Source organism: Brachyspira hyodysenteriae ATCC 27164 (assembly GCF_001676785.2).
Taxonomy (GTDB): domain Bacteria; phylum Spirochaetota; class Brachyspiria; order Brachyspirales; family Brachyspiraceae; genus Brachyspira; species Brachyspira hyodysenteriae.
The window spans coordinates 1,635,114-1,661,433 of sequence record NZ_CP015910.2; the positions used below are offsets into that span (position 1 = coordinate 1,635,114).

General features: G+C 26.1%; 18 protein-coding genes. 7 read left to right on the plus strand and 11 right to left on the minus strand.

Annotated features, from left to right (window positions below; all coding sequences use genetic code 11):
• Nucleotides 1–152 precede the first annotated feature (152 nt).
• Complete coding sequence (gene dnaE, locus BHYOB78_RS07100; protein WP_020063649.1) at nt 153–3,863, minus strand: DNA polymerase III subunit alpha; 3,711 nt, start codon at nt 3,861–3,863, stop codon at nt 153–155.
• A 284-nt stretch (nt 3,864–4,147) separates the two neighbouring features.
• Between dnaE and BHYOB78_RS07105 the strand changes: the two genes are divergently transcribed.
• The 6 genes from BHYOB78_RS07105 to BHYOB78_RS07130 all read left to right on the plus strand — a co-directional run bounded on the left by BHYOB78_RS07105 (nt 4,148) and on the right by BHYOB78_RS07130 (nt 10,248).
• The gene (locus BHYOB78_RS07105; protein ID WP_008726787.1) at nt 4,148–4,648 is read left to right on the plus strand and encodes a chemotaxis protein CheX; all 501 of its coding nucleotides are present in this window, start codon (nt 4,148–4,150) and stop codon (nt 4,646–4,648) included.
• 9 nt (nt 4,649–4,657) lie between these two features.
• Entirely contained in the window at nt 4,658–5,332 is a 675-nt protein-coding gene (locus BHYOB78_RS07110) for a peptidoglycan recognition protein family protein (RefSeq protein ID WP_012670133.1), read from the plus strand.
• A gap of 24 nt (nt 5,333–5,356) precedes the next feature.
• Entirely contained in the window at nt 5,357–6,745 is a 1,389-nt protein-coding gene (locus BHYOB78_RS07115) for a hemolysin family protein (protein WP_020063650.1), read from the plus strand.
• Between the two features lie 38 nt (nt 6,746–6,783).
• The gene (locus tag BHYOB78_RS07120) at nt 6,784–7,953 is read left to right on the plus strand and encodes a CapA family protein (RefSeq protein WP_012670135.1); all 1,170 of its coding nucleotides are present in this window, start codon (nt 6,784–6,786) and stop codon (nt 7,951–7,953) included.
• A gap of 48 nt (nt 7,954–8,001) precedes the next feature.
• Nucleotides 8,002–8,793, plus strand: a complete 792-nt coding sequence (gene ybiA, locus BHYOB78_RS07125; protein WP_012670136.1) for a riboflavin biosynthesis intermediates N-glycosidase — start codon at nt 8,002–8,004, stop codon at nt 8,791–8,793.
• Nucleotides 8,794–9,021: 228 nt separating this feature from the next.
• Nucleotides 9,022–10,248 (plus strand): hypothetical protein, encoded by a 1,227-nt coding sequence (locus BHYOB78_RS07130; RefSeq protein ID WP_020063651.1) that lies wholly within the window; start codon nt 9,022–9,024, stop codon nt 10,246–10,248.
• Nucleotides 10,249–10,321: 73 nt separating this feature from the next.
• Here BHYOB78_RS07130 and BHYOB78_RS07135 read toward each other — a convergent pair whose 3' ends face one another.
• From BHYOB78_RS07135 to BHYOB78_RS07180, 10 genes are all read right to left on the minus strand, one after another.
• On the minus strand, nt 10,322–11,404 hold the full coding sequence (locus BHYOB78_RS07135; RefSeq protein ID WP_020063652.1) for an ankyrin repeat domain-containing protein: 1,083 nt from the start codon (nt 11,402–11,404) through the stop codon (nt 10,322–10,324).
• Between the two features lie 42 nt (nt 11,405–11,446).
• The gene (locus tag BHYOB78_RS07140; RefSeq protein ID WP_020063653.1) at nt 11,447–12,658 is read right to left on the minus strand and encodes a hypothetical protein; all 1,212 of its coding nucleotides are present in this window, start codon (nt 12,656–12,658) and stop codon (nt 11,447–11,449) included.
• Between the two features lie 15 nt (nt 12,659–12,673).
• Entirely contained in the window at nt 12,674–13,876 is a 1,203-nt protein-coding gene (locus tag BHYOB78_RS07145) for a hypothetical protein (protein ID WP_020063654.1), read from the minus strand.
• Between the two features lie 508 nt (nt 13,877–14,384).
• Nucleotides 14,385–16,082, minus strand: coding sequence for an ankyrin repeat domain-containing protein (locus BHYOB78_RS07150; protein ID WP_020063655.1), 1,698 nt, complete (start codon nt 16,080–16,082; stop codon nt 14,385–14,387).
• Between the two features lie 136 nt (nt 16,083–16,218).
• Nucleotides 16,219–17,319 (minus strand): ankyrin repeat domain-containing protein, encoded by a 1,101-nt coding sequence (locus tag BHYOB78_RS07155; RefSeq protein ID WP_020063656.1) that lies wholly within the window; start codon nt 17,317–17,319, stop codon nt 16,219–16,221.
• 138 nt (nt 17,320–17,457) lie between these two features.
• Nucleotides 17,458–18,546, minus strand: coding sequence for an ankyrin repeat domain-containing protein (locus tag BHYOB78_RS07160; protein ID WP_020063657.1), 1,089 nt, complete (start codon nt 18,544–18,546; stop codon nt 17,458–17,460).
• 31 nt (nt 18,547–18,577) lie between these two features.
• Nucleotides 18,578–19,783: a hypothetical protein gene (locus tag BHYOB78_RS07165; RefSeq protein WP_020063658.1), complete on the minus strand. Its 1,206-nt coding sequence runs from the start codon at nt 19,781–19,783 to the stop codon at nt 18,578–18,580.
• A 98-nt stretch (nt 19,784–19,881) separates the two neighbouring features.
• Complete coding sequence (locus BHYOB78_RS07170) at nt 19,882–20,922, minus strand: alcohol dehydrogenase (RefSeq protein ID WP_020063659.1); 1,041 nt, start codon at nt 20,920–20,922, stop codon at nt 19,882–19,884.
• A gap of 102 nt (nt 20,923–21,024) precedes the next feature.
• Nucleotides 21,025–21,645 (minus strand): GNAT family N-acetyltransferase, encoded by a 621-nt coding sequence (locus BHYOB78_RS07175; protein WP_020063660.1) that lies wholly within the window; start codon nt 21,643–21,645, stop codon nt 21,025–21,027.
• Nucleotides 21,646–21,656: 11 nt separating this feature from the next.
• Nucleotides 21,657–24,197 (minus strand): helicase C-terminal domain-containing protein, encoded by a 2,541-nt coding sequence (locus BHYOB78_RS07180; protein WP_020063661.1) that lies wholly within the window; start codon nt 24,195–24,197, stop codon nt 21,657–21,659.
• Between the two features lie 203 nt (nt 24,198–24,400).
• Between BHYOB78_RS07180 and gyrB the strand changes: the two genes are divergently transcribed.
• Nucleotides 24,401–26,311 (plus strand): DNA topoisomerase (ATP-hydrolyzing) subunit B, encoded by a 1,911-nt coding sequence (gene gyrB, locus BHYOB78_RS07185; protein WP_020063662.1) that lies wholly within the window; start codon nt 24,401–24,403, stop codon nt 26,309–26,311.
• Nucleotides 26,312–26,320: the final 9 nt, after the last annotated feature.

Genomic DNA, 26,320 nt, shown 5'->3' on the forward strand with positions numbered 1-26,320 from the left:
CTTGACTTGAAGTATATTAGCTAATGCATAAATATTCAACATCATTTATATATTATAACTTAAAGTGAAAAAAAGTCAAATCATATAAAAATACTTGCTAAAATTAATAGCAAGTATTTTTTGATTAAAAAATAATGAACAATAAAATTATTTTAAGCATATTCAATTTCTATTAATGATCTCAATGCACTTTTGGCTTCATTTAAGAATCTAGGATTAGGATCAACTTTATAATCCTCGCCTATTTTAAATATTTCCATACCGCTTTCAGATTTCAATTTTAAGAATATTGTATAATCTCCTGGGTTTGAAGATATAGCATTTTGAAGACATAATAAATCCATATCATCAAATATATTTTTATTCATATACAATGCTAATTGCTTTTTACCGCTGTTATTATGTTTTACTGCTATGCTGTTATTAGGTCTGCTTGTAAATGGAGCATTGGAAACAACATTATCAGATCTTTTAATATCATTTTCTTTATTAGAAGTATTTTTAAATGGAGCATCGTTCTTATTTACGTGAACTTGTTTATTTTCAGGTGCCATTTCAGAAGATGCTTCTCTTTTTATATTATCTCTTTTTACTTCTTTAAGTTTGAGATTCTTATCTTTTAAGAAAGAATCTAATAATTTTATATCAACAATATTATTATATATTTTATCTGAGAATCTATTTTTATCTCTTCTGCCTTTTATCAATATTCCTGTTTGTTCCTCAAGCATATCTTTATATTTTTCTATCTGACTATTAGCTGTGATATAAAATACATATTCAGTAAATATATCAATAACCTTTAATGTGATCATAGGAGTGTTTTTCTTTGTAGTAGTTTCTGATGCAGACATAACAACACAAGGAAGTAAAAACTCATCTTTATCTTTAAGATTATCAATATCTAAAGTATTGTGGAAATATTTATAATCAATTTTAGTAATGTATCTAGCAAAAGGATGATATCTTAATGAAAAGCCTAAAACTTCTTTCTCATTTTCCATTAAAATATTAGAAGCATATTCCACTTGTTTTTCTATCACCAAAGAAGCACTTCCGCTGTCATCTTCAGACATAGAATCAAATAACATAGTTTGACCTGATAAAGTTTCTTTTTGATAATTAGAAGCATGAGCAAGTATCGCATCAAGAGAACTAAGCAATGCACTTTCAGTATGTCCGAATTCAGAGAAAGCTCCACATTTTATGAGAGTTTCATAAACTTTTCTATTAACTAAATGAACATCAACACGTTTTACAAAATCTTCTAAATTCTTGAATTGTCCGTTTTTTTCTCTCTCTTCCTGAATAGCCAAAGCAGCATGAATACCAACACCTTTAACAGCATGTAAAGCATAAACTATCTTACCATCTTTTTGAGAGAATAAAGCATCGCTTTCAAATACGCTTGCTGTAACTATCTCTATATTTTTCTGTTTAATTTCATTAAGATATAGAGAAATTTTATCAGTATCAGCTATAACAGTATTGAGTAAAGCCACATAATATTCCATAGGATAATGAGCTTTAATATAAGCTTCTTGATAGGCTATTAATGCATAACAAACAGAGTGAGATTTATTGAATCCGTATTCAGCGAAACCTTTCATTGTATCAAATAAATAAGTTAATAACTCTTTATCATAACCTCTTTCAAGTCCGCCTTTAATGAATTTCTCTTCCATAGAGTTCATTTTCTCTACGATTTTTTTACCCATAGCCTTTCTTAAATCATCAGCTTCTGCCGCAGTGAATCCTCCTATAACTCGGCTTATAGCCATAATCTGCTCTTGATATATTAATACTCCCTGACTCTCTTTAAGTATAGGCTCCAAATCAGGGTGCTTATATACTATTTCTTTTCTTTTATTTTTTCTATCGGCATAGTCTTTATCCATTCCAGAGTTCAATGGACCAGGACGATACAATGCTACGCTTGATACTAAGTCATCAAAACCTGTAGGCTGAATATTTATAAGCATTTGACGCATACCAGGACTTTCAAACTGGAAAACTCCGCCTGTATCTGCTTTTCTAAATATATCATAAACAGCTTCATCATCTAAAGGAATTTTATCTATATCTATTTCAATACCATATCTATCTTTTATATCTTTTATTGCATCTTTTATGAGTCTTAAGTTTTTAATACCCAAAAAGTCCATTTTTATAAGTCCGGCACTTTCAACATAAGTCATTTCATATTGACAAGCTCTAGTGCCTGTTTTAGAATCCTGATAAACCGGTGCTAAATCCATTATAGGATGAGATGATATAATAACACCAGCAGCATGCAAACCTACATTCCTTACTAATCCGTCAAGTCTTGTAGATATTTCATACATGTTTTTTAATTCTCTATTGCCTTCTATTTCTTTAACCAAAGCAGCACAATCAGGATGATCATATATATCTACTACTCTTTTTACATCATCAGGTATGCTTTTAGCAAGTCTGTCAGCAGTAGCTAAATCTATACCCATAACACGGCAAACATCTCTTATAACAGAACGTCCTCCCAAAGCTCCGAAAGTAGCTATTTGAGAAACATTATCTTTACCATATTTCTCTTTTACATAATCTATTATAACTTCACGCTTATCGTCTTGGAAGTCAACATCTATATCAGGCATGCTTTTTCTTTCAGGATTTAAAAATCTTTCAAAAAGCAAATTATAATCAAGTGGATTAACTTTTGTAATTCCTGTAGCAAATGCAACGATTGAACCTGCGGCACTTCCACGTCCTGGGCCAACCGCAACATCATGATTTCTAGCATAGTTAATGAAGTCCTGAACTACAAGGAAATATCCTTCAAATCCCATCTTTCCTATAACACCCAATTCCATTTCAAGTCTATCCATAGCCTCTTTTGGAATATTATTGTTATAATATTTATTCAAACCATCCATACACATATTTCTAAGTGCTGTAGTTTCTGTCTCACCATTAGGAAGCTCATAATTAGGCATATAATAAGTCTTAGTCATTATATTTAAATCTTGGCATTGTTCTGCTATTTTTAAAGTATTTTCAAATGCCTTAGGAAGCTTAGCAAATGACTTCATCATCTCTTCTTCTGTTTTTAGATGGAATTCATTGCTTGGGAATTTATATCTTCTTGGAGAATCTAAAGTAGCTTTAGTCTGTATAGCTAAAAGTATTTCATGAGCTTTAGCATCTTCTTTCGATACATAATGCACATCATTTGTAACTACTAATTCTATATTATGATGTTTAGCTAACTGGTATAATGCACTATTTAAAGCCTTTTCTTCAGGTATATTATGATCCTGAAGTTCTATATAAAAATCATTGCCAAAAATGGATTTATAATATTCAGCTAATTTTGAAGCCTGCTTATAATCTTTTTTTCTTATAGCAATAGGAATTTCTCCGCCCATACAAGCAGACAAACAAATTAAACCTTTATTATATTTTTCTATCAACTCATGGTCTACTCTCGGTCTATAATAGAAACCTTCAGTATATCCGAAAGTAACTAATTTACATAGATTATTATAACCCTCTTTATCTTTAGCAAGAAGAATTAAATGCATAGCACTTTTTTCTTCAGAGTTTTCTATCTTTTTATCAAATCTTGTTTTAGGGGCTACATATACTTCGCATCCAATTATAGGTATAATACCTTTATCCTTAGCTTCAGAGAAAAATTCCATAGCACCGAACATATTACCATGATCAGTCATAGCTATGCCAGGCATACCTAATTCTTTGGCTCTATCTATTAAACCAGGTATAAGTCTTTTAGTTTTATCCTTTTTAGAATATAAAGACTTAATACGGGCAGCGCCGTCAAGTATTGAATATTGTGTATGTACATGCAAATGAACAAATGACATATTAAACCCCTATTTGATTATATTATTCTATATCATTTAAGTTAAATATCAAGTTAAATTTCCTAAAATATATAAATAGTTTTTATTTATTCACTATAAATATTTACGGTACTTAATTCATAAAATTAATATATAGTATTTAAAAATATAAATAATTTTTTATTTTTAAATTTGACAATTTATTTATTAATACTATAATTTAAAATAGAATTGTTTTTTATTGAAATAAAACTCAATTATGTTATAATTAAATTATAAAAAATAATATTCAAAAGGAAATAAACATGGCTACAACACCTATAAAATTTATGGACGTTAGGTTCATCAATCCATTTATCGTATCTTTGGTATCAATATTTAAAGAGATGGCTGGTCTTACAATGGAAAAAGGTACTTTAGTTAAGGGACAAGGCCGTAAACTTTTCTCCGGATATGGTGTTGCTATAGGAATTGTCGGCGATGTTAATGGTCAGGTACTTTACGAATTTCCTGAAAATTTTTCTCAGCTTCTTACTGAAAATCTTACAGATAAAAAACGCGGAGAATATGATTCTGAAGATGATTTTGAAGATATGATGAGAAGTGTTATAAACGAAATGGGAAACACTATAAGCGGTCTTGCTATAACTAAATTAGCTGAAGAAGGTATTAGCTGCGATATCACTCCTCCTATACTTTACTTTGGAAAAGAAATACAAATTATACCTAAAAACTTACAAACTATAATTATTCCTTTCCAATCTTCACTTGGATTTGTCAGCGTTAATATTGCTATGGATGCATAATAATATTAAATGATAAAAAACATTATTTATATATCAATTATAATATCTTTATTATTATCATGTACTAATACTGTAAACAGCAATATTTCACAAACCAATGATATAGCAATAAAGCCTAATATAAGCGATAAATACAAAATCACTCCAAATGCTCTAAGATTAAAACTATTATCCGAATATACAGAAACTCATTATGGAAGTAAACTAATATATTTAGATAATCCTCAAATAATAGTTGTTCATTCTACAGAAACACCAAATCTTAGTATAGCTGTAAACATATTTAAAAATGACGTTTTAATAGGAAGGCCTGATATAGAAGCAGGAGGAGAAGTAAATGTTGGAACTCATTTCTTAGTAGATTTTGATGGAACTATATATGCAAATACTCCTATTGAATATATAGCCAGACATACGGTAGGTTTTAATTATACATCTATAAGTATAGAAAATATAGGGTATGCTGATAAATTAACAAAAGAACAACTTGAAGCAAATGTACAATTAATAAAATATATAAAAAGTAAATATAAAAGCATAAAATATATAATAGCACACTATGAATATAAAGATAAAACCTTGCCGCATTATTCGCTGTATAAAGAATTAAATACTAAATATATAAATCCAGGAAAAAGGGATCCTGGAACTAATTTTATGCAGGAATTAAGAAAAAGAATTTAATAAAAAATATAAGGCTTATTATTTATGGAAATACTACTAGTTTATTTATTTGAAATATTTATAATTATTATTCTTATTATGCTCTCTGCTTTATTTTCTGGAAGTGAGACTGCATATACATCTATTGATGATGTTACTTTAATGCGTTTGGTCAGAGAGAAAAAAATCAAAGAAGAAGATAAAAAATATTGGGAAAAGTCAAGTTCTATGATACCTACCCTACTTGTTGGTAATAACATAGTTAATATATCAGCAAGTTCCATTATAACTGTATTTGCTGTAAGGCTTGCTGACATTCTGCCGCATGTATCAACAAATGTGATGGTTACAATATCAACTGCCACAATAACAATACTTATTATTATATTCGGAGAAATACTTCCTAAAGTCTTAATGAGAGTTAATGCTGAAAAAATGATGCCTTATCTTCTATATTTTATGAAGTTTTGTCATTTTATATTCAAGCCTATAACTTTCTTAATGGATAAAGTAACTACTTTTATAATGAATTATTTTGTACCTAAAAGATTAAGAGATGCTGAAAAAAGAAGTGCTTTATCAAGTATGGAAGATATCACTACTATAATACATTTGGGGCATAAAGAAGGAATAATAAAAGAATATACACATGAAATGCTTACAGGAGTAATAGATTTTAGAAATAAAACTGTAGAAGAGATAATGACGCCCCGTGTTGATATGGTATGTATTGAAGCTGAAACAGATGTAAATGAAATAATAAAACTTACTGTAGAATCAGGACTTTCAAGATTTCCTGTTTATGAGGAAACAGTAGATCATATAATAGGTATATTCCATACAAGAGCTTTATTTAAAGAATATGTTAAAGGCGGCGGAAAGATGAACAAAGTAAAAAAGAAAGCAATAGATTATATAATGCTTCCCTACTTTGTACCTGAAACTAAAACTATAAGCAGCTTATTTAGTGATATGCAAAAGAAAAAACTTCAGATGGTAATTACTATTGATGAATACGGCGGAACTGCCGGACTTGTTACTATGGAAGATATAATAGAAGAGATAATGGGTGATATAGAAGATGAAAGTGATAAAAAAGAAGCTGATGTAATAAGATTTAAGGGAAAAAGAATTATAATAAATGGAAATGCTTCTATAGAAGATGTCAACAAAACTTTAAAATTAGAATTAGAGCATGAAGAATATCAAACTATAGCAGGATATGTTATTGATATGCTTGATCATATACCTGAAACAAATGAGAGATTCATATTAAAAGGATATAGGGTAAGAATAATGAAAGTTGAAGACAGAAGAATAGTTGAAATGGAATTTACTCCTATAAAATTTGCAAGAACAAATGAAAGTGATAATATTGATATACAAGAGACATCTGATTCAGAAAAAAATGATTTAGAAATTTTAAATGAATAAGATAATAATAAAAAATAATTACTAATTAGGAAAATAAAATGATAAAAAAAATAATCGTTGCTTTATCTTTAATACTATTATATTCATGTGCTGATAACAAGCAGGAAGAAGAAAAAAAGCCTCAACCTCCTCAAAGTATCAAATTAGTATTTACAGGTGATATAATGACGCATCCTACTATTGTAGAGGCATTTCAAAGCAATGATGTTTTAATAGATTTGAAAGATTATTTTCAAGGTGATATTGTATTTGCAAATTTAGAATTTGTTGTTAATACAAATAAACCTCCTATGCCTTATCCTGAATTTAATGGTTCATTAGATTATTTACAGTATTTCTTTAATTACTTCAATACTTTTTCAATAGCCAATAACCATGCTTATGATCAGGGAGCTCAGGCAGAAGCTGAAACTGTAGCTGAACTACATAGAAACAATAAATTAACTTTAGGAGGATCAACTAATTCTCCAAGCATAGCACCTATCATAACAAATATTAATAATGTACCTCTTTTTATATCAGCATATACTATGCTTGATAATGGACTAAGTCATAAAACAAATAAAAATGATCATTTCTATTTTATGAATTTCTTTCCTAAACAGGAAGATCTAGTAGAAAAAGTAAAATCTGATTTAGCACTTGCTACAAACAATGAAATAAAAATAATATCTCTTCATTTCGGATTGGAATATACAACTGCTCCTGAAGAAAAAACAAAAGAAACTGCAAGAGCTTTGATAGAAAATGGAGTTGACATAATAGTAGGGCATCATCCTCATGTACCAAGACCTGTAGAAATTTATGAAGGAACTAATCATAGCGGTATAATAATATATTCATTAGGAAACTTCATTGCAAATCATAAAGGAAGATATCCTCATCTTGATATAGGTACAGTTGTATCATTAGAGATAAATGAAAACAAAGAGATTAATTTTTCTTATCTACCAACTTATTATGCCTTCTTTAGGAAAAATGGTTTTGAAGTAATAATGAAGCCTATAAAAGAAGATCCCAATATTAATATGCCTACTCTAGCAAGCAATTATGTATATAACACTTATGATACTAATGCTATAAAAAAAGGTTATGAACTTATACATGATTTTTATTCGCCTCTTACAAATGAGAGTGTAAAAACTATGTTTGCTGATAACATAACTAATAACAGCATTGTATCTAATAATAGTTTAGCGCATAATTAATATTTATAAATATTTTATTTATTTCCTATAAAACTTTTAAGGATTATTATGCAAAATATAATGCCTCCCATATGGTTTGTAAACAGCAGTTCTTATAATAAAGTATTTATAAATTATTTTAATAAACTTTCAAATGATGACAAAGAAGAATATAAAAAACTTTTTGAAGAGCCTATAATATTTAAAGGCTTTTATGGTAATAACTCGATAAATAAAGATATCTTTTCAAATAATAAAGAACAGAAATATTCTTTAGAAAAACTTAGGAAAGATTTTAATTCCGGAAAGAAAATTGATTTCTTATTTTTCTATGGTCATACTAATGATAAAAAAGAAGTTACTAAATCATCATTAAGCCAATGGTATATTAAAGATTTTAGAGATAATGATTTGGTATTTAATTGTATGGAAAAATATATGATGTACAATAAGGCATTATTATTTGATGATAAAGATATTGCTAATGAAATTTTGAATAATAATCAGCCGAAAGCTATAAAAGAACTTGGAAGAAAAGTTAAAAATTTCAATGATGAAATATGGGATAAAATGAAATACAAAATAGTATTTACAGGCAATTATTATAAATTCTCACAAAACACTGATTTAAGAAATTTTTTAATAAGTACAAAAAACAAAGTATTAGTTGAAGCAAGTCCCTATGATAAAGTATGGGGAATAAAAATGAAATATGATGATGAGAATATAGAAAATCCTTTTTACTGGAAAGGAGAGAATTTATTAGGCTTTGCTTTAATGGAAGTAAGAGATGAAATAAAAAGAGTATATAAAAATTATGATTTGATAGATTGGAGTAAATTTTATAATTTAATTAAATAATTTAACTGTTTTAGTATCTTGGTATAAAAATTTATTAACATGTTTTTATATTTCAAACATATTTATTAAAAATGATTATACATATAAATAATCATATATTTAAAAAGTTCCATATATATTGTACATGTAATATATATGATGTGGATTTATTTATTAGGATAATTATACTTATATAAGTCTATTGTATATATTTTTCAATAGCAAATATTATAAAAATAGGAAGATAAAATGAAACTTGATTTTGAAAAATGGTTAGATGAAAAATATGAAAATAAATTATTATCTCACATAGACACTAATTCTGAAGCTATAAAAAATATATTTGAAGAATCCATAATATGTTATAAATCATGTGCTTATAGAGCATCAATAGTTATGGCTATTATAGGTTTTAATATGATAATGAGAGATAGATTATTAAAATATAAAAATTCTCTAGAATCTCTCGATCAATCTATACATTTTGAAAGTAACAATTTAATTGATGATAATGCTTGGGATAGAGCTTTAGGAAATTTTATAATTAATAATAAAAAAAATTTTGACAAAATATTTCCAAACAAAAGTAGTTGGAATAACAGTTGGATACATTATAGAGATATGAGAAATATAGCTGCACATGGAAAAGGGTTTAAATTGCACTATAGTGATATAGAATCATTATATTCTTGGATAATTCAAGCTTTTAATACTTTATATCCAATTACAGCATTAGAAACACTAATAGAGGATATATTTATATTTTTTGATATATCAAAAACTCCAGAAAATAAATCTTATGATTATATAATTAATAATTCTTTGCATATTTCAACTGAAGAAGAATTAGAAAAGATATTTAAATGTTTATATGAAATATATATTGATAATATAAATAATAAAAAATTATGTGTAAAAATTATTAACATGTTATCAGATTTGTTTAAGAAAAAAGAAAAAATATTTATAAATATTATAATAAAATTTATTAAGTTAACATCAGAATGTGATATTAATGCAAGATATACTATAAGTGATTTTTTAGTAAATCTACTATGTACAAATACAATTATTTCAATGAATATAAAATATGAAGATAAATATTATTTTTTAAAAAATGGATATTTTTCAGTTATAGATTATGATAAATTATATTATAATCATATAATAAATGAAGAATTATTATATGATGGTTTAAGTAAGAGTTCTTTTGAACATTTAGAAAAAAAAGACATAATTTCTATATCAAAATTTATAGATGTGGAAATAAAAAGAAGGTGTGAATTATTATTTACTAGTAATTCATTTAATAGAACAAGAGAAATAATATCTAAAATACCAAAAAATTTTATTAATGAAGAACATGCTACAATATTAATTCAAGCTTATAATGATAATCCACAGGTATCAGATACTTGGGATTTCAAAGATTTTAAATATTATATAGAAAAAAAAATTTCCAGATATGGAATTTAATAATATTCAATAAAAATAAATGATTATATATTTTTTAATAATTTGTACATATTATAACAATAAATTAATTTTTCTATTTTGTGAGTAATTTTATTATTTCTTCATTTTTTCCGTATTCTCTAGCATAATACAATGCATCATAATTACCTCTTTTTATACTTTTATCAGCACCAGCATCTAAAAGCATTTTTGTCATTTCTAAATTTCCGCTATGACAAGCCCACATCAATGCGGTCATACCATACTTATTTTGAACATTAACATCAGCATTATTTTTAATAAGCACTTTTACAGCATTAATATTATTATAAGAAGCGGCTTCTCTCAATGCAGTATCATAATCATAATCTTTATATGCATCACTATCAATCAGCTTTTGTAAAAAAACTTCATTAGTAGAATAGTGTGCAGCATTTATCAATGGAACATTAAGATTAAGCAAAGTTGATTGATTAAGATCACAAACTTTCAAACTTTTATCCAAAGAATCAGAACCATTTTGAAGTAAAATATCTGCTATATCCTCATGTCCATATGTATAAGCATAAATCAAAGCATTTGCATTATTTCTATTTCTTTTATTTATATCAGCTTTATTGGCAATCAAAATTTTTACAGTTTCTTTATAACCTTTCATAATAGCATACATTAAAGGTGTTTCTTCATTCTCATAATCTCCATCATAAGCTATATTAACATCAGCTTTATTTTTTATTAATAGTTTTACCATTTCAATATTTTCTTTTCTATTATATTCTAAGGCACAAAATAATGCTGTCCTTCCTCTAAAGCCCTGATAATCAATATTAGCACCATAACTTAAAAGTAGTTTAACCATTTCCATATTATTATTATCAACTGCAAGTATCAATGCAGTATCGCCATCACTTACTACAGTATTAACATCTGCCTTATATTTCAAAAGAAGCTCAGCCATTTCTATATTATTATCCATAACTGCAATCGATAATAATGAAAAATCTTCATAATCAAGATTATTTATATCTCCATTATATTTCTTAAGAATATTCTCAGCTTCTTTAACATTACCTTCATTCACATATTCTCTTAATCTTTCATAAGCTTTAGTTTTATTATCAGTTTGACTGTATAAGCACAGACTAAATAAAAATAAAATAAATATTAACTTTTTCATAATTCACAAACCTCTTTAAATTATTAAACTTTTATTTATCTTTTAAAATACCATTATCATAGGAGCTATAAAAGAAAAAATAAATGAGTAAATACCATAAATATAAATGAAGCTATATATTTTATTATTTCCAATCACTGCCTCATTTATATTAATATTATTTTTAAATATTTTTATTATAGACTTTATATTTTGTACTATTATATATATTAAATTAATAGCTATTACAGCATTAAGAACTGTAATAGAAATTTCATTTATTTTATTTTCAGAAATAATTACTCTGTATATGCTTGCTCCTAATACTAATATATTAAATAATAATGCTATTATTGGAAATATTATATACATTGCTTTTGTTATTACTCCAGCTTTATAGTCAGCTCTTATAAAGTATAAAGTAATAATAGATAAAATTAATAATACATTATAAATTATAAAAGACTTAGTATTGTCAAAAGGTCTTATAGGTTCATATAGTAAGGCAAAAAATGAAACAAATATTAAAAATGAATATAAAAATAATAATCCTCGAGAAATATATATTGATAAAACAGTTTTGAATCTCTTTTGCACAAAGAAAAATATAAACGGTATTAAAGTAGATAAATACACAATAAAAATCAAAATCAGTTTTAAGGCTAAGGTATTTCCATGTTCTTCAGAAAAAACAGATAACATTAAACCAAAAAATACTAATACCATCAATACCAAAAATTCTAGCAATTCTACCAATTCTACCAATTTAATAATTAAGAATAATATTGTTGCTAATAAAATTTCTGATGCTACAGAAAACAGTATTATATCTCCTAATTTAGTAAAACTATTATATGTATTATTCTTTATATTAAAATTGTTATCAGATAAAACTATTATAATAAAAAAGATTATAGAAGATAATATACTTTTATTAATCATTATATTAGATTTAAAAAATTCAAGCATATCAGGTATTTCATCTTTTAATGGTGCTGAAGTAAATATGCCAAGCAAAAATAAAAGTAAAAATGACAAAAATATTATTAGTATTGTTCTTTTATTAATATTTTCTAAATTACTATCTATAATAAATAAAAATGAATAACAAAAAAAGTAAAATACTTGATAATAAAAACTATTAATAATAATTAAATTGTCAGCATTATGATCAATATCATATAATAATATTTGTATACTTATAGGAAGAGAAGAAATTAGTATTAATACAAATACTAATATATGATATAATCTTTTTTTACTGATGTAGTTCATAAATCTCTCACACTTTTATTTATTTTTTAAAAATATCATTATAATAGGAGCTATAAAAGAAAAAATAAATGAGTAAATACCATAAATATAAATGAAGCTATATATTTTATTATTTCCAATTACTACCTCATTTATATTGATATTGTTTTTTAATATCTTTATTATAGACTTTATATTTTGTATTATAATATATATTAAATTAACAACTATTATCGCATTAAGAACTGCAATAGAAATTTCATTTATTTTATTTTCAGAAATAATTACTCTGTATATGCTTGCTCCTAATACTAATATATTAAATAAAAATGCTAGTACTGGAAATATTATATACATTGCCTTTGTTATTACTCCAGCCTTATAGTCAGCTCTTATAAAGTATAAAGTAAAAATGGATAAAATTAATAATGCATTATAAATTATAAAAGACTTAGTATTGTCAAAAGGTCTTATAGGTTCATATAGTAAAGCAAAAAATAAAGCGAATATTAAAAATGAATATAAAAATAATAATCCTCTAGAAATATATATTGATAAAACAGTTTTAAATCTCTTTTGCACAAAGAAAAATATAAAAGGTATTATAGAAAAAACAAATACAATAGACATAAAAAGAAGTTTTTCAATTAATGATTCAAAATCAGGTGCTATATCAGTTCTAAAAATAAATTTATTATATAAAAAAGCAATAAATACCCAAAATATAAATGCAATAATTGCAGCTATTGTAGAAAATACAATTATATCTCCTAGCTTAGTAAAACTATTATATGTATTATTTTTTATATTAAAATTATTATCAGCTAAAAGTATTATAATAAAAAACATTATAGAAGATAATATACTTTTATTAATCATTATATTAGACATAAAAAAATTAAGCATATCAGGTATTGAATCTTTTAATGGTGCTGAAGTAAATATACTAAGCAAAAATAAAAGTAAAAATGATAAAAATGTTATTAGTATTGTTCTTTTATTAACATTTTCAAAATTGCTGTTTATACTAAATAAAAATGAATAACAAAAAAAGTAAAAAACTTGAAAATAAAAACTATTAAAAATCATATTGTAAATTAATTTTTCAAGATCATATGTAGTATCAAATAATAATATATATACATTCGCTGGAATAGAAGAAATTATCATTAGTACAAATACTAATATAAAATACATTATTTTTTTACTGTTCGAATTAATTAACTTATTTTCAGACATTTTTCATAACCCCTTATAGGTATTTTTATAAATACTTAAAAATGGATTATAACCTATAATTATAAATTGTAAAGTAAATACTTAAAATAGTTATATTTTATAAAATACTTTTTAAGTATATACTGAAAATTTTTAAGTTTGTCAATTGATCCACTTTATATAGATGTTATCTACCTTTTTTCCGCACACGCTCTGCGGACTTCGTCAAAGTATCTATATCCTCGACAGGCTCGGATACGCTTCGCGAAAACGCAATTGCTAGAACTTTATATTTTAAGAATATGTATTAAATATAGTGTAATACCATAGTTTTAGGTCAAAAATGCAGTTGTTTTGGTTCTTTTATACCAATAAAAGAACTGGGGGTTCGGGGCAAAGCCCCAAATATAAAACCAAAACATAAATTTATTTTTGACAAAATATAGTTGTTTAGGTATATACTAAAAATTTTTAAACAGAAAATAAAAAAGTGCATACATATATAATGCATACACTTTTTTATTATTTATTAATAACTAAGATAATATTCTAAATCGCTTGGATTAGTCATGTGATGAAGCGCTGAACTATCATCTCTAGCTGAAGCAATATCAATGGCTGTTTTTCCTTCTTTGTTTTTAATATTATAATCAGCTCCCATATTTACAAGAACTCCCACAATAGCATAATTATAACTTGCAGCTGCAATCATTAATGGAGTATTTCCTTCCTTATTCTTTTTATTTATATCAGCACCATTTTTTATCATATAATAACAAAGATCTGCTACACCGCCGTACTTGTTGGCATTTACTAAATATGTTAAAGGAGTATCCCCTGTTGCTGAACATACGGCATTTAAATCAGGCTTCAAATCAATAATATTTTTAGCTAAACCAATATTACGATACTTAATTGCTATTATTAAAGGAGTATATCCATATCCGTCTTCTAAATTTATATCAGCACCTTTTTCTACTAGGAATTTAACCATTTCTTTATCATTTCTAGCAGCAGCTAAATTAAGAGGTGTAATATTATCATATTGTTTATTTAAATCGGTATCGTCTTTTATAAGTTTTTCTAATGCTTTCATATCTCCTTTTGATACAGCATTCATTAATTCATCATATCCGTCTATATTGTTTGAATCTTCGCTTAATAATAATTTTTCTATTTCATAATATTTTTTATTCTTTGCTGATTCTATAGCTTGTTCTATAGTTGTATTAGTATTAAGATTAAAAACATCATTATCTATTAATAATTTAGTTATATCATAATTACCATAATCAATAGCTGGACCTATATAATCATCGCTTGAGTTTAAATTGGCACCCTCATCAATTAAAAGTTTAGCTATTTCTATATTGCCATTTTCAGCTGCTACTTTCATAGGAGAGTTAATCCAAAGTCCATCTGCAAATATTTGAGCATTTACATCTTGTCCTATAGATATTAAATATTTAACCATTTCTATATTATTTTCTTCTATGGCATCAGGAATTAAGCTTGATTCCAAATCAATATCTCCGCTTTCTACAAGTATTTTAAGCATATCAAGATTATTGTTGTCAATAGCAATATCTGTTAAATAATAAGGATATTCAAAACCATAATCTCTGCCTGCATCAAGTCCTTCATCAATTAAGATTTTACTCATTTCAACATTATTATTTTCAACAGCATAATAAAGCATATCAATACCGTCTTCTGTTTCCATATCATTTGCTCTAGCATTAACATCTGCACCTTCTTTTATAAGTTCTTTTGCCAAATCATTATATCCGAATTGTACCGCCAAAAACAAAGGAGTAGAATCTTTATTTACTTTATATATATATTTATCACTAAAATTTGTATATTCAGTGATTTTTCCTTCTAGTCCTTCCTCTGCTAATAATTTTGATATTTCATATATTGGTGCTTTATATTTATATTCATTGAGTATTTCATCTATTTTACTATATCCTGTAGGTATAGGATCTAACTCTGTACCTTGAATATATTCATTAGTATATGTAGTTTCATTAGCATTAATATCAATATCTGTATTATGATTTTCATTTGTACTTGTTGGATTGATATATACTTGTTCATTTGTTTGAGTTTGATTAGTTTGAGTATTTTGTTCTGATTGATTTGTTTCTTTGTTTCCGCCGCCGCCGCATGAAATTATAGCAATCATTAAAGTGAATGCTGCAATTATAGAAATAAATTTTTTCATAGTAAACCCTCTGTATGTATTGTTATTTTTAGGCATTATAAATTAGAATAATTAAAATTTCAATTATGTAATATTTCAAGAATAAAAAAGTGCATACATATAATGCATACACTTTTTAGAATTAAGATTCTAACTATTATTCAAGAAGTCTTATTAGCTCTCTGTTTTTTCCTTTTATTTTGGCATAGTATAATGCATCTTTTTTCTCATTAGTTTTTATTCTTTTATTAGCACCAGCATCTAAAAGCATTTTTGCTATTTCTAAATTTCCGTTCATACAAGCATTAATCAATGCAGTTATACCATATCTATTTTGCAGATTCACATCAGCATTATTTTTGAGAAGCACTTTTACAGCACCTGCTTCATTAAGTGAAGCTGCCACCATTAATGCAGTATTGTCATCAAAAGTTCTGCAATTTACATCTGCACCATTATCAATTAACTTCTGTAAAAACGCATCATCATCTAAATGTATTATTGCAGTAACTAATGGAATACTCATACTAAGGAAAGTTCTTTGATTAAGATCGCAGCTTTCCAAAGTTTTATCTAAAGAATCAGAACCATTTTGAAGTAAAATATCTACTATATCTTTATGCCCGAACATATAAGCATAAAGCAAAGCATTCGCATTATTTCTATTTCTTTTATTAACTTCAGCTTTATTTGCAATCAAAATTTTTACCGTTTCCTTATAGCCTTTCATAGCAGCATACATTAAAGGTGTTTCTTCATTTCCATCGAATCCATGATATAATATATTAACATCAGCTTTATTTGCAATTAAAAATTTTACCATTTCAATATTTTCTTTAGTATAATAATCTAAAGCATAAAATAATGCATTACCTTCTAAATCGCATTTTTGATTAATATCAGCACCATAACTTAAAAGAAGTTTAACCATTTCTATATTTTTATGATAAATAACTGATAGTATTAACGCACTCATTCCTTCGTATGACGGAGCATTAACATCTGCTTTGTATTTCAAAAGAAGCTTAGCCATTTCCATATTATCATTCGTAACTGCATACGCTAATAATGTATAATTTTCATCATAATAATGATTTAAATCAACATTATATTTTTTTATAATATTTTCAGTTTCTTTGATATTGCCTTTGTTTACATAATCTTTTAATTGTTTATAAACTTCACTTTCATCAGCAGTTTGACTGTATAAACATAGGCTAAATAAAAACACACTAAATAATATAAGCAATTTCTTCATAATAGTACCATCCATATGTATTGTTATTTTAACATATCATAAATTAGAATAATTAAAATTTCAATTAGAAATATTTTTAACAATAAAAAAAGTGCATACATATAAAAAATATGCATACACTTTTTATAAAGACTATAACTATTTTGTGAGTAATTTTATTATTTCTTCATTTTTTCCGTATTCTCTGGCATAATACAATGCATCATAATTACCTCTTTTTATACTTTTATCAGCACCAGCATCTAAAAGCATTTTTGCCATCTCTAAATTTCCGTTACGGCAAGCCGACATCAATGCTGTCATGTCATAGTAATCTTGAACATTTACATTGACATTATTTTTAAGAAGCACTTTTACAGCATTAGTATTATTATAAGAAGCTGCTTCTGTTAATGCTGTTTTCTTATCATAATTTTTATAATTTACATCTGCCCCATTATCAATAAGATTTTGTAAAAAAACTTCATTGGTAGAATACTCTGCAGCATTTATTAATCTATAACTAAATAAAGTTTCTTTATTAAGAAGCTTACAACCTTTCAAACTTTTATCCAAAGAATCAGAACCATTTTGAAGTAAAATATCTGCTATATCCTCATGTCCATACATATAAGAATAAATCAAAGCATTGGCTTTATGAATATTTTTTTTATTTATATCGGCTTTATTTTCAATTAATATTTTTGTTGTTTCTTTATAGCCTTTCATAGCAGCATACATTAAAGGTGTTTTTTCATTTTTATAATCGCCATCATAAGCTATATTAACATCTGCTTTATTTTTTATTAATAGTTTTACCATTTCAATATTTTCTTTTCTATTATATTCTAAAGCACAAAATAATGCTGTTCTTCCTCTAAAGCCTTTATAATCAATATCAGCACCATAACTTAAAAGTAGTTTAACCATTTCCATATTATTATTATCAACTGCAAGTATCAATGCTGTATCTCCATCACCTACTACAGTATTAACCTCTGCCTTATATTTCAAAAGAAGTTCAGCCATTTCTATATTATTATCCATAACTGCAATCGATAATAATGTAAAATCTTCATAATCAAGATTATTAATATTGACATTATGTTGTTTAAGAATATTTTCAGCTTCTCTAATATTGCCTTCATTCACATATTCTCTTAATCTTTCATAAGCTTTACTTTTATTATCAGTTTGACTATATAAATACAGACTAAATAAAAATAAAATAAATATTAACTTTTTCATAATTCATAAACCTCTTTAAATTATTAAACTTTTATTTATTTTTTAAAAATATCATTACAATAGGAGCTATAAAAGAAAAAATAAATGAGTAGATACCATAAACATAAATAAAACTGTATATTTTATTATTCCCAATCACTGCCTCATTTATATTAATATTATTTTTAAATATATTTATTATAGACTTTATATTTTGTATTATAATATATACTAAATTAACAGCTATTATTATATTAAGAACTGCAATAGAAATTTCATTTATTTTATTTTCAGAAATAATTACTCTGTATATGCTTGCTCCTAATACTAATATATTAAATAATAATGCTAATATTGGAAATATTATATACATTGCTTTTGTTATTACTCCAGCTTTATAGTCAGCTCTTATAAAGTATAAAGTAAGAACAGATAAAATTAATAATGCATTATAAATTATAAAAGACTTAGTATTTTCAAAAGGTCTTATAGGTTCATATAGTAAAGCAAAAAATGAAACAAATATTAAAAATGAATATAAAAATAATAATCCTCGAGAAATATATATTGACAAAACAGTTTTGAATCTCTTTTGCACAAAGAAAATTATAAAAGGTATTATAGAAAAAACAAATACAATAGACATAAAAATGAGTTTTTCAATTAAAGATACTAAATTACCTGCTATATCCATAATTCTAAAAATAAATTTATTATATAAAAAAATAAAAAATACCCAAAATACAAATGCAATAATTGCAGCTATTGTAGAAAATACAATTATATCTCCTATCTTAGTAAAACTATTATATGTATTATTTTTTATATTAAAATTATTATCAGCTAAAAGTATTATAATAAAAAAGATTATAGAAGATAATATACTTTTATTAATCATTATATTAGACATAAAAAAATCAAGCATATTAGGTATTGAATCTTTTAATGGTGCTGAAGTAAATATGCTAAGTAAAAATAAAAGTAAAAATGATAAAAATGTTATTAGTATTGTTCTTTTATTAACATTTTCAAAATTGCTGTTTATGCTGAATAAAAATGAATAACAAAAAAAACAAAAAAGTTGAAAATAAAAACTATTAAAAATCATATTGTAAATTAATCTTTTAGCATCATATTCAGTATCAAACAATAATACATATATATTAGCAGGAATAGAAGAAATTAGCATTAGTACAAATACTAATATAAAATACATTATTTTTTTACTGTTTGAATTAATTAACTTATTTTCAGACATCTTTCATAACCCCTTATAGGTATTTTTTATTAATACTTGAAAATGGATTATAACTTATAATTAGAAATTGTAAAGTATTTGCATATTAATATAATTATTTAATTGGAATGTACAGCTATTTTTATACAATTATCTTTTTTATTATCAAAGATATCATATCCTTTTAATATATCATCTAATTTTATTCTATGAGTTATAAGAAAATCAGTATTCAATTTTCCTTCTGATATTAACTTTAAAATTTCATCACTATGAACAGCATCTACTCCGCCTGTTTTGAATATCAAATTTTTTCCATACATTATATTTAAAGGCAGTATTTGAGGCTTTTCATACATAGCAACTAAAGCTACAACAGAATTAGGTCTTGCAATTTTCCAAGCTAATTCAAATGTATTTTCTCCTCCTGCAGCTTCTATAGTACCGTCAGCAAGTCTGCCGTTATTTACATCTTTTATATATTCTTCTATATTTTTAACTTTATTAGGATTTATAAAAAAGTCAGCTAATTTATTTTCTTTTGCAATATTCAATCTATCTTCATTTATATCAATAGCTATTATTTTTTCAGCACCGAAAACTCTTGCACTCATCATGGCACAAAGCCCCACAGGTCCAGAACCTATTACAGCAATTGTATCATTATTTTTTATTTCACAAAGCTCAGCACCGAAATATCCGCTTGCTAAAATATCACCCACAAATAATGCATTCTCATAAGTTACATTTTCAGGAAGTATATTCAATGCCATATCAGCATAAGGAACTTTCACATATTCAGCCTGACATCCATTTATACGGCAGCCTATTTCCCATCCTCCTTTTTCGCAATTATTTATAAAACCATTCTTACAATAATAACATTCGCCGCAGAATGTTATGCAATTTGCTGAAACTCTGTCGCCTTTCTTTAATTTTTTTACATCGCTTCCTACTTCTATAACTTCACCTACAAATTCATGTCCAAGCACTATATTTTCTTTTGCTCTTGGTACCGCTCCGTTTATTATATGAAAATCGCTTGTGCATATACTAGATAATGTAATTTTTACTATAGCATCTTTACTATCTATAATTTTTGGATTTTCTATTTCCTTTAATTCTATTTTTTTATTTCCTAAATATACTAAGCCTTTCATATTTACTTCCTAATTCATTTTTATTTATAAAGAAATATAATAATTTAATAATATACTCTTATAAAACTTTTACAATAATATTTTATCATAAACAAGAAGAAATTATAATTCTTTGTCATATAAATAAAAATCTATATCAAATTTACTTGTAAATGGTATTGAAAAATGTTTCTCTTTATTTTTATGCATTTCAAAATGTTCATAAAATTTATAATTACAATAAGTATCAGTATATAAATAAAAATCGTTAATATTGTTTTCTTTTAAATAATAATTAAATTCTTGAAAAAGTTTTTTTCCTATACCAAGTCCCTGACAATCTTTGCTTACTGCAAAAAATGAAAGTTCAGCATCATAATTTTTGTTAGCTTGTTTGTATAGATTATTATTTATTGATTTTATTTTTTTATATACTAATAAAGAAATTATACCTTCAATATTTTTTGAAATTTTAGATTTTATTTCTTTTATTTTATTTTCGTATATATTATTTTGTTTTGAATTGATTATTTTACCTATTAAAAAACCAACAGGTATATTATCTTTTAATGCTATTTTAGCAAATGAAGCTGTATTAAGAAACGAATATAAATTTAATTCAGCTATAAGTTTGGCATTTTTTTCTGATAACATATCATCGAATCCCCAAACTTTTATCACAATATCAGTTAAAAACGTCAAATCATTTTCTATATATTCTCTGAAGATAATTTCATCATTCATAATTTAGTATATTAATAATCAAAAAAATTATTCATATCATTGAAAATTTCTCTCATACTTCCTCTTAAAATTTTGGCATTAGGAAGAGATTGAATGAATTGAGAGCCATAAGTTTTTGTATAAAGCCTCTTATCAAGAACAAATACAACACCTCTGTCATCTTTGCTTCTTATAAGGCGTCCGAATCCCTGTTTAAACTTTATAACAGCGAAAGGCAGAGCATAATCTAAAAATGCATTTCCTCCATTTTCTTCTATATATCTGTATCTTCCCTCACTTATAGGATCGGTTGGTACAGCAAAAGGCAGCTTTGGTATTATAACAACTTCCAAATTCTTTCCTGCAACATCAACTCCTTCCCAAAATGAATCAACTCCGTAAAGTACATTGTTTGAAGAAGCTTTGAACATATCAAGAAGAGTATGTCTATGTATTGAAGCTGTTTGTGCTAAAGCATTTATATTTTTACTTTTTAATTTTTCAGATGTATTTTCATATACATTCATAAGAGATGAAAAAGAAGTAAATAGTATAAAAGCTCTTCCTCCTGTTACATCGCATACTTTAAGTAATACTTTTGAGGTAAAATCATTAAATGTATCAGAAGCAACATCAGGCATATCTGTTGCAATATAAAGTCTTGCATTATCCTCATAATTGAATGGAGATTCTAAATATATTTCTATCTTTTTATTTTTTTCTATAAAATCAAAACCTAATCTATTAGAAAAGAAATTAAAACTCTTTGAAACTGTTAAAGTAGCAGAGTACATTGCCACAGTATCAAATCTTGAATATAAGAAGTCATTTAAATTTTTTGCTACAGTTACAGGAGTTAAATGCCAATTAAGAATAAGATTTCCTTTTTTGGTTAGTCTTGTTTCTACCCATCTTATATATTCATCTTTTTTATAATCTATAGCAGCATTTAATGATACTAATTGTCTTTTAAGTCTTTCTAAATAAGCATTAGACATCTGGGCTATTTCTTCATAATCAAAATCTTTTTCAATAGCTATATCAAAAAACTTCTTATATAGTTTATCACATATATTAACAAGAGAAGTCATAGAAAGCACCATTTCTCTTAATGGTTTTAATCCTTCATTCTGCCAATGAGAAGTCATTACGAGTTCAGGGCTTATTCTGAATTTATAACCTAATCCTTCTTTAGTCTGAATATTTTTATGACAATATGTTATGAATTCTTTTGATTTATCTTCAACAACATTTCTTACTCTTGATGTTAAATCATGTGCTTTATTTATTAAATCAAGTATCTCATCGTATTCATACTTTTCAATTAATGCTCTTTTTTCATTAAGCATATTATTAATACTTTCTATCACTCCAAGTCTTTTATTTTTCTTAATTCTTGAAAGATAGAAAAGTGCTTTTAATATTCCGTTTTTACTTCCCTCATCTCCGAAATAGCTTGATGCGGAGTTCTCAAAATTATGTGCCTCATCAATTAGAACTTTTGTGTATCTTGGTAGGAGGCTGTATCTTCCTGCTGTTTCTGCATAAAGGGATAAATCAGCACAAAGTATATGATGATTAACTATCAATAACTGTGCTGCATTTAACTGCTTACGCATTTTATAAAAATAACAGTCTTCCAAATATTCGCATTTTCTATGAGTGCATGTATCAGTATCGCAGCAAACCATTTCCCATAATTCGCCTTTAGGTTTATATCCTAAATCTGTTATAGAACCGTCTTTTGTTATATTAAGCCAATGATCTATATCCTCAAAGAAATTTATCTGCTCTTCAAAATCAAATTTATCATGATCATTTAAACCGTCTTTAACTTTTTTTATGCATACATAATTATTTCGCCCCTTAACCAAAGCATATTTTACACTTGGAGCAATTCCTCCTATAATAGAAGGTATATCCTTTGAAATAATTTGTTCCTGAAGATTTATTGTATTAGTAGAAATGACTATTCTAGTTTTATTTTCTTTTAACCATAATAAAGCTGGTATTAAATAAGCAAAAGATTTTCCAATTCCTGTTCCTGCTTCAGATATTAAATGTTTATTATTATTGAATGCTTCTATAGTAGCTTCAACAAGTTCTGTCTGTTCCTGTCTGTATTCGTACTTTTTTAATAATTGGCTTAAAGTACCATTTTCAGTAAACATATATAAAGCTTCAGGAGCATCTATAGTTTTTACATTTTCAGATTTTATAGGCTTTACAACCTCATAATAATCTTCAACATCATTATTAACTATATAAAAACCTACTCCTGCATTATTACCGAGTTCGCTTGCTATTGCTAAATCTGCTCTTGAAGGGGTAAGCTGTCCGGAAGGGTGATTATGAATAACAGCATCAAATTCCAATGACAATGATATTATAGCAGGTACAGAATCTTTATTTCCTCTAGCCATTACCTCTATATAGTCTAATATACCATAGGCATTAAAATTTATTCCAAAATATACTTCATTTCCATAAGCATCTACTATTGCTTTTCTCATATAATTAATTGCATCTATGGAAAATACATTATCTATTTCTTTGCCATAATTATTACTCATATTAGTATAATAATATAGTATATATTGAAATCTTTGTCAATTATTAAAAATTACAATTATAAAAAAATCAATATTTTATAAAAAAGTTAGAATATTATAACTTTTTTATAAAAATACTGTAATTTTGATTTGTAATATTTAGTTATTCATTGTATAATATATACATTAAAATTTGAAAATAAAATAAGAGGAAAATTACAAATATGGCTGCAGAAAAAACATATAGCTCGAAGAATATTCAAGTTTTAGAAGGACTAGACCCTGTTAGAAAACGTCCTGGTATGTATATAGGATCTACAGGTGCTCAAGGTTTACATCACTTAGTATATGAGGTTGTAGACAATAGTATAGATGAAGCTATGGCAGGATATTGTAAGAATATAACTGTTACTATAAAGAAAGACAATATAATACAAGTTGAAGATGACGGAAGAGGTATTCCTGTTGATATGCATCCGAAACTTAAAATTTCTGCTTTAGAAGTAGTTATGACAAAATTGCATGCCGGCGGTAAATTCGATAATGAAACATATAAAGTATCAGGCGGTTTGCATGGTGTAGGCGTATCTGTAGTTAATGCTTTAAGTACGGAATTGATAGCTGAAGTTAATAAAGACGGTAAATTATATAGACAAGTATATCATAGAGGAATTCCGGAAGAGCCTGTAAAAGAAGTAGGAACAAGCAAAAAAACCGGAACTACTGTAACATTTAAAGCTGATGATGAAATATTTGAAACAACAGTATATGACTATAAAATATTAGCTAACAGACTTAGAGAATTAGCTTTCTTAAATAGAGGAATAAGGATTACTCTTAAAGATGAGAGAGAAGCAGAAGTTGTAAGCAATGAATTTTATTATGAGGGCGGAATAGAAATGTTCATAACTCACCTCAATGAAAATAAAAAAGCATTGCATGACAAGCCTATATACCTTCATAAAAATGAAGATAAAACAGATGTAGAAGTTGCTATGCAGTATGTTGATGCTTATAATGAAAATATATTCACATATTGTAATAATATTAATACTACTGAAGGCGGTACTCATTTAGTAGGATTTAGAACTGCTTTAACAAGAGTTTATACTGATTTCGCTAAAAAACTTGAATTAGATAAGAAAAATAAAATAACATTTATGGGTGAAGATACAAGAGAAGGTTTAGTTGCTGTAGTATCCGTAAAAATACCTAATCCTCAATTTGAAGGACAGACAAAAACTAAATTAGGTAATACAGAAGTAAGAGCAGTGACAGAAAAACTTGTAGTTGAAGGATTGAATGATTATTTCTCACAAAACCCTAAAGTTATAAAAGCTATATTAGAAAAAATAATATCTGCGGCACAGGCTAGAGAAGCTGCTAGAAAAGCTAGAGATTTAGCTAGAAGAAAAAATGCATTAGAAAGCGACTCATTACCTGGAAAATTGGCTGACTGTTCAGAACAGGAAGTAGATAAATGCGAAGTATATCTTGTAGAGGGAGACTCTGCAGGCGGTACTGCTAAAGGCGGAAGAGACAGACATTTCCAAGCTATTTTACCGCTTAGAGGTAAAGTATTAAATGTTGAAAAAGCAAGACTTGATAAAATAATAGATAATGAGAGTTTAAAACCTATAATAGCTGCATTAGGATGCGGTGTAGGTGCTTCATTTGATATATCAAAAATAAGATACGGCAGAGTCATAATAATGGCCGATGCCGATATTGACGGTTCGCATATAAGAACTTTGCTTTTAACATTCTTCTTCAGATATATGCGTCCTTTAATAGATTTAGGACATATATTTATAGCTGTTCCTCCGCTATACAAAATAAGTTTTGATAAGAAAAACTTTTTGTATGCATATTCTGATGAGCAGAGAGATAAAATATTAGCTGAAAATAAAGACAGAAAATATGATATACAAAGATACAAAGGTTTGGGTGAAATGAATGCTGATCAATTATGGGAAACTACTATGAATCCTGAAACTAGACTTATGTATCAAGTATTGACAGAGGATGCTGAAAAAGCAGATCAATTATTCTCTATGCTTATGGGTGATGAAGTTAAGCCTAGAAGAGATTTCATTGAATCTAATGCAAGATATGTTAAAAATTTAGATGTTTAATTATATCTT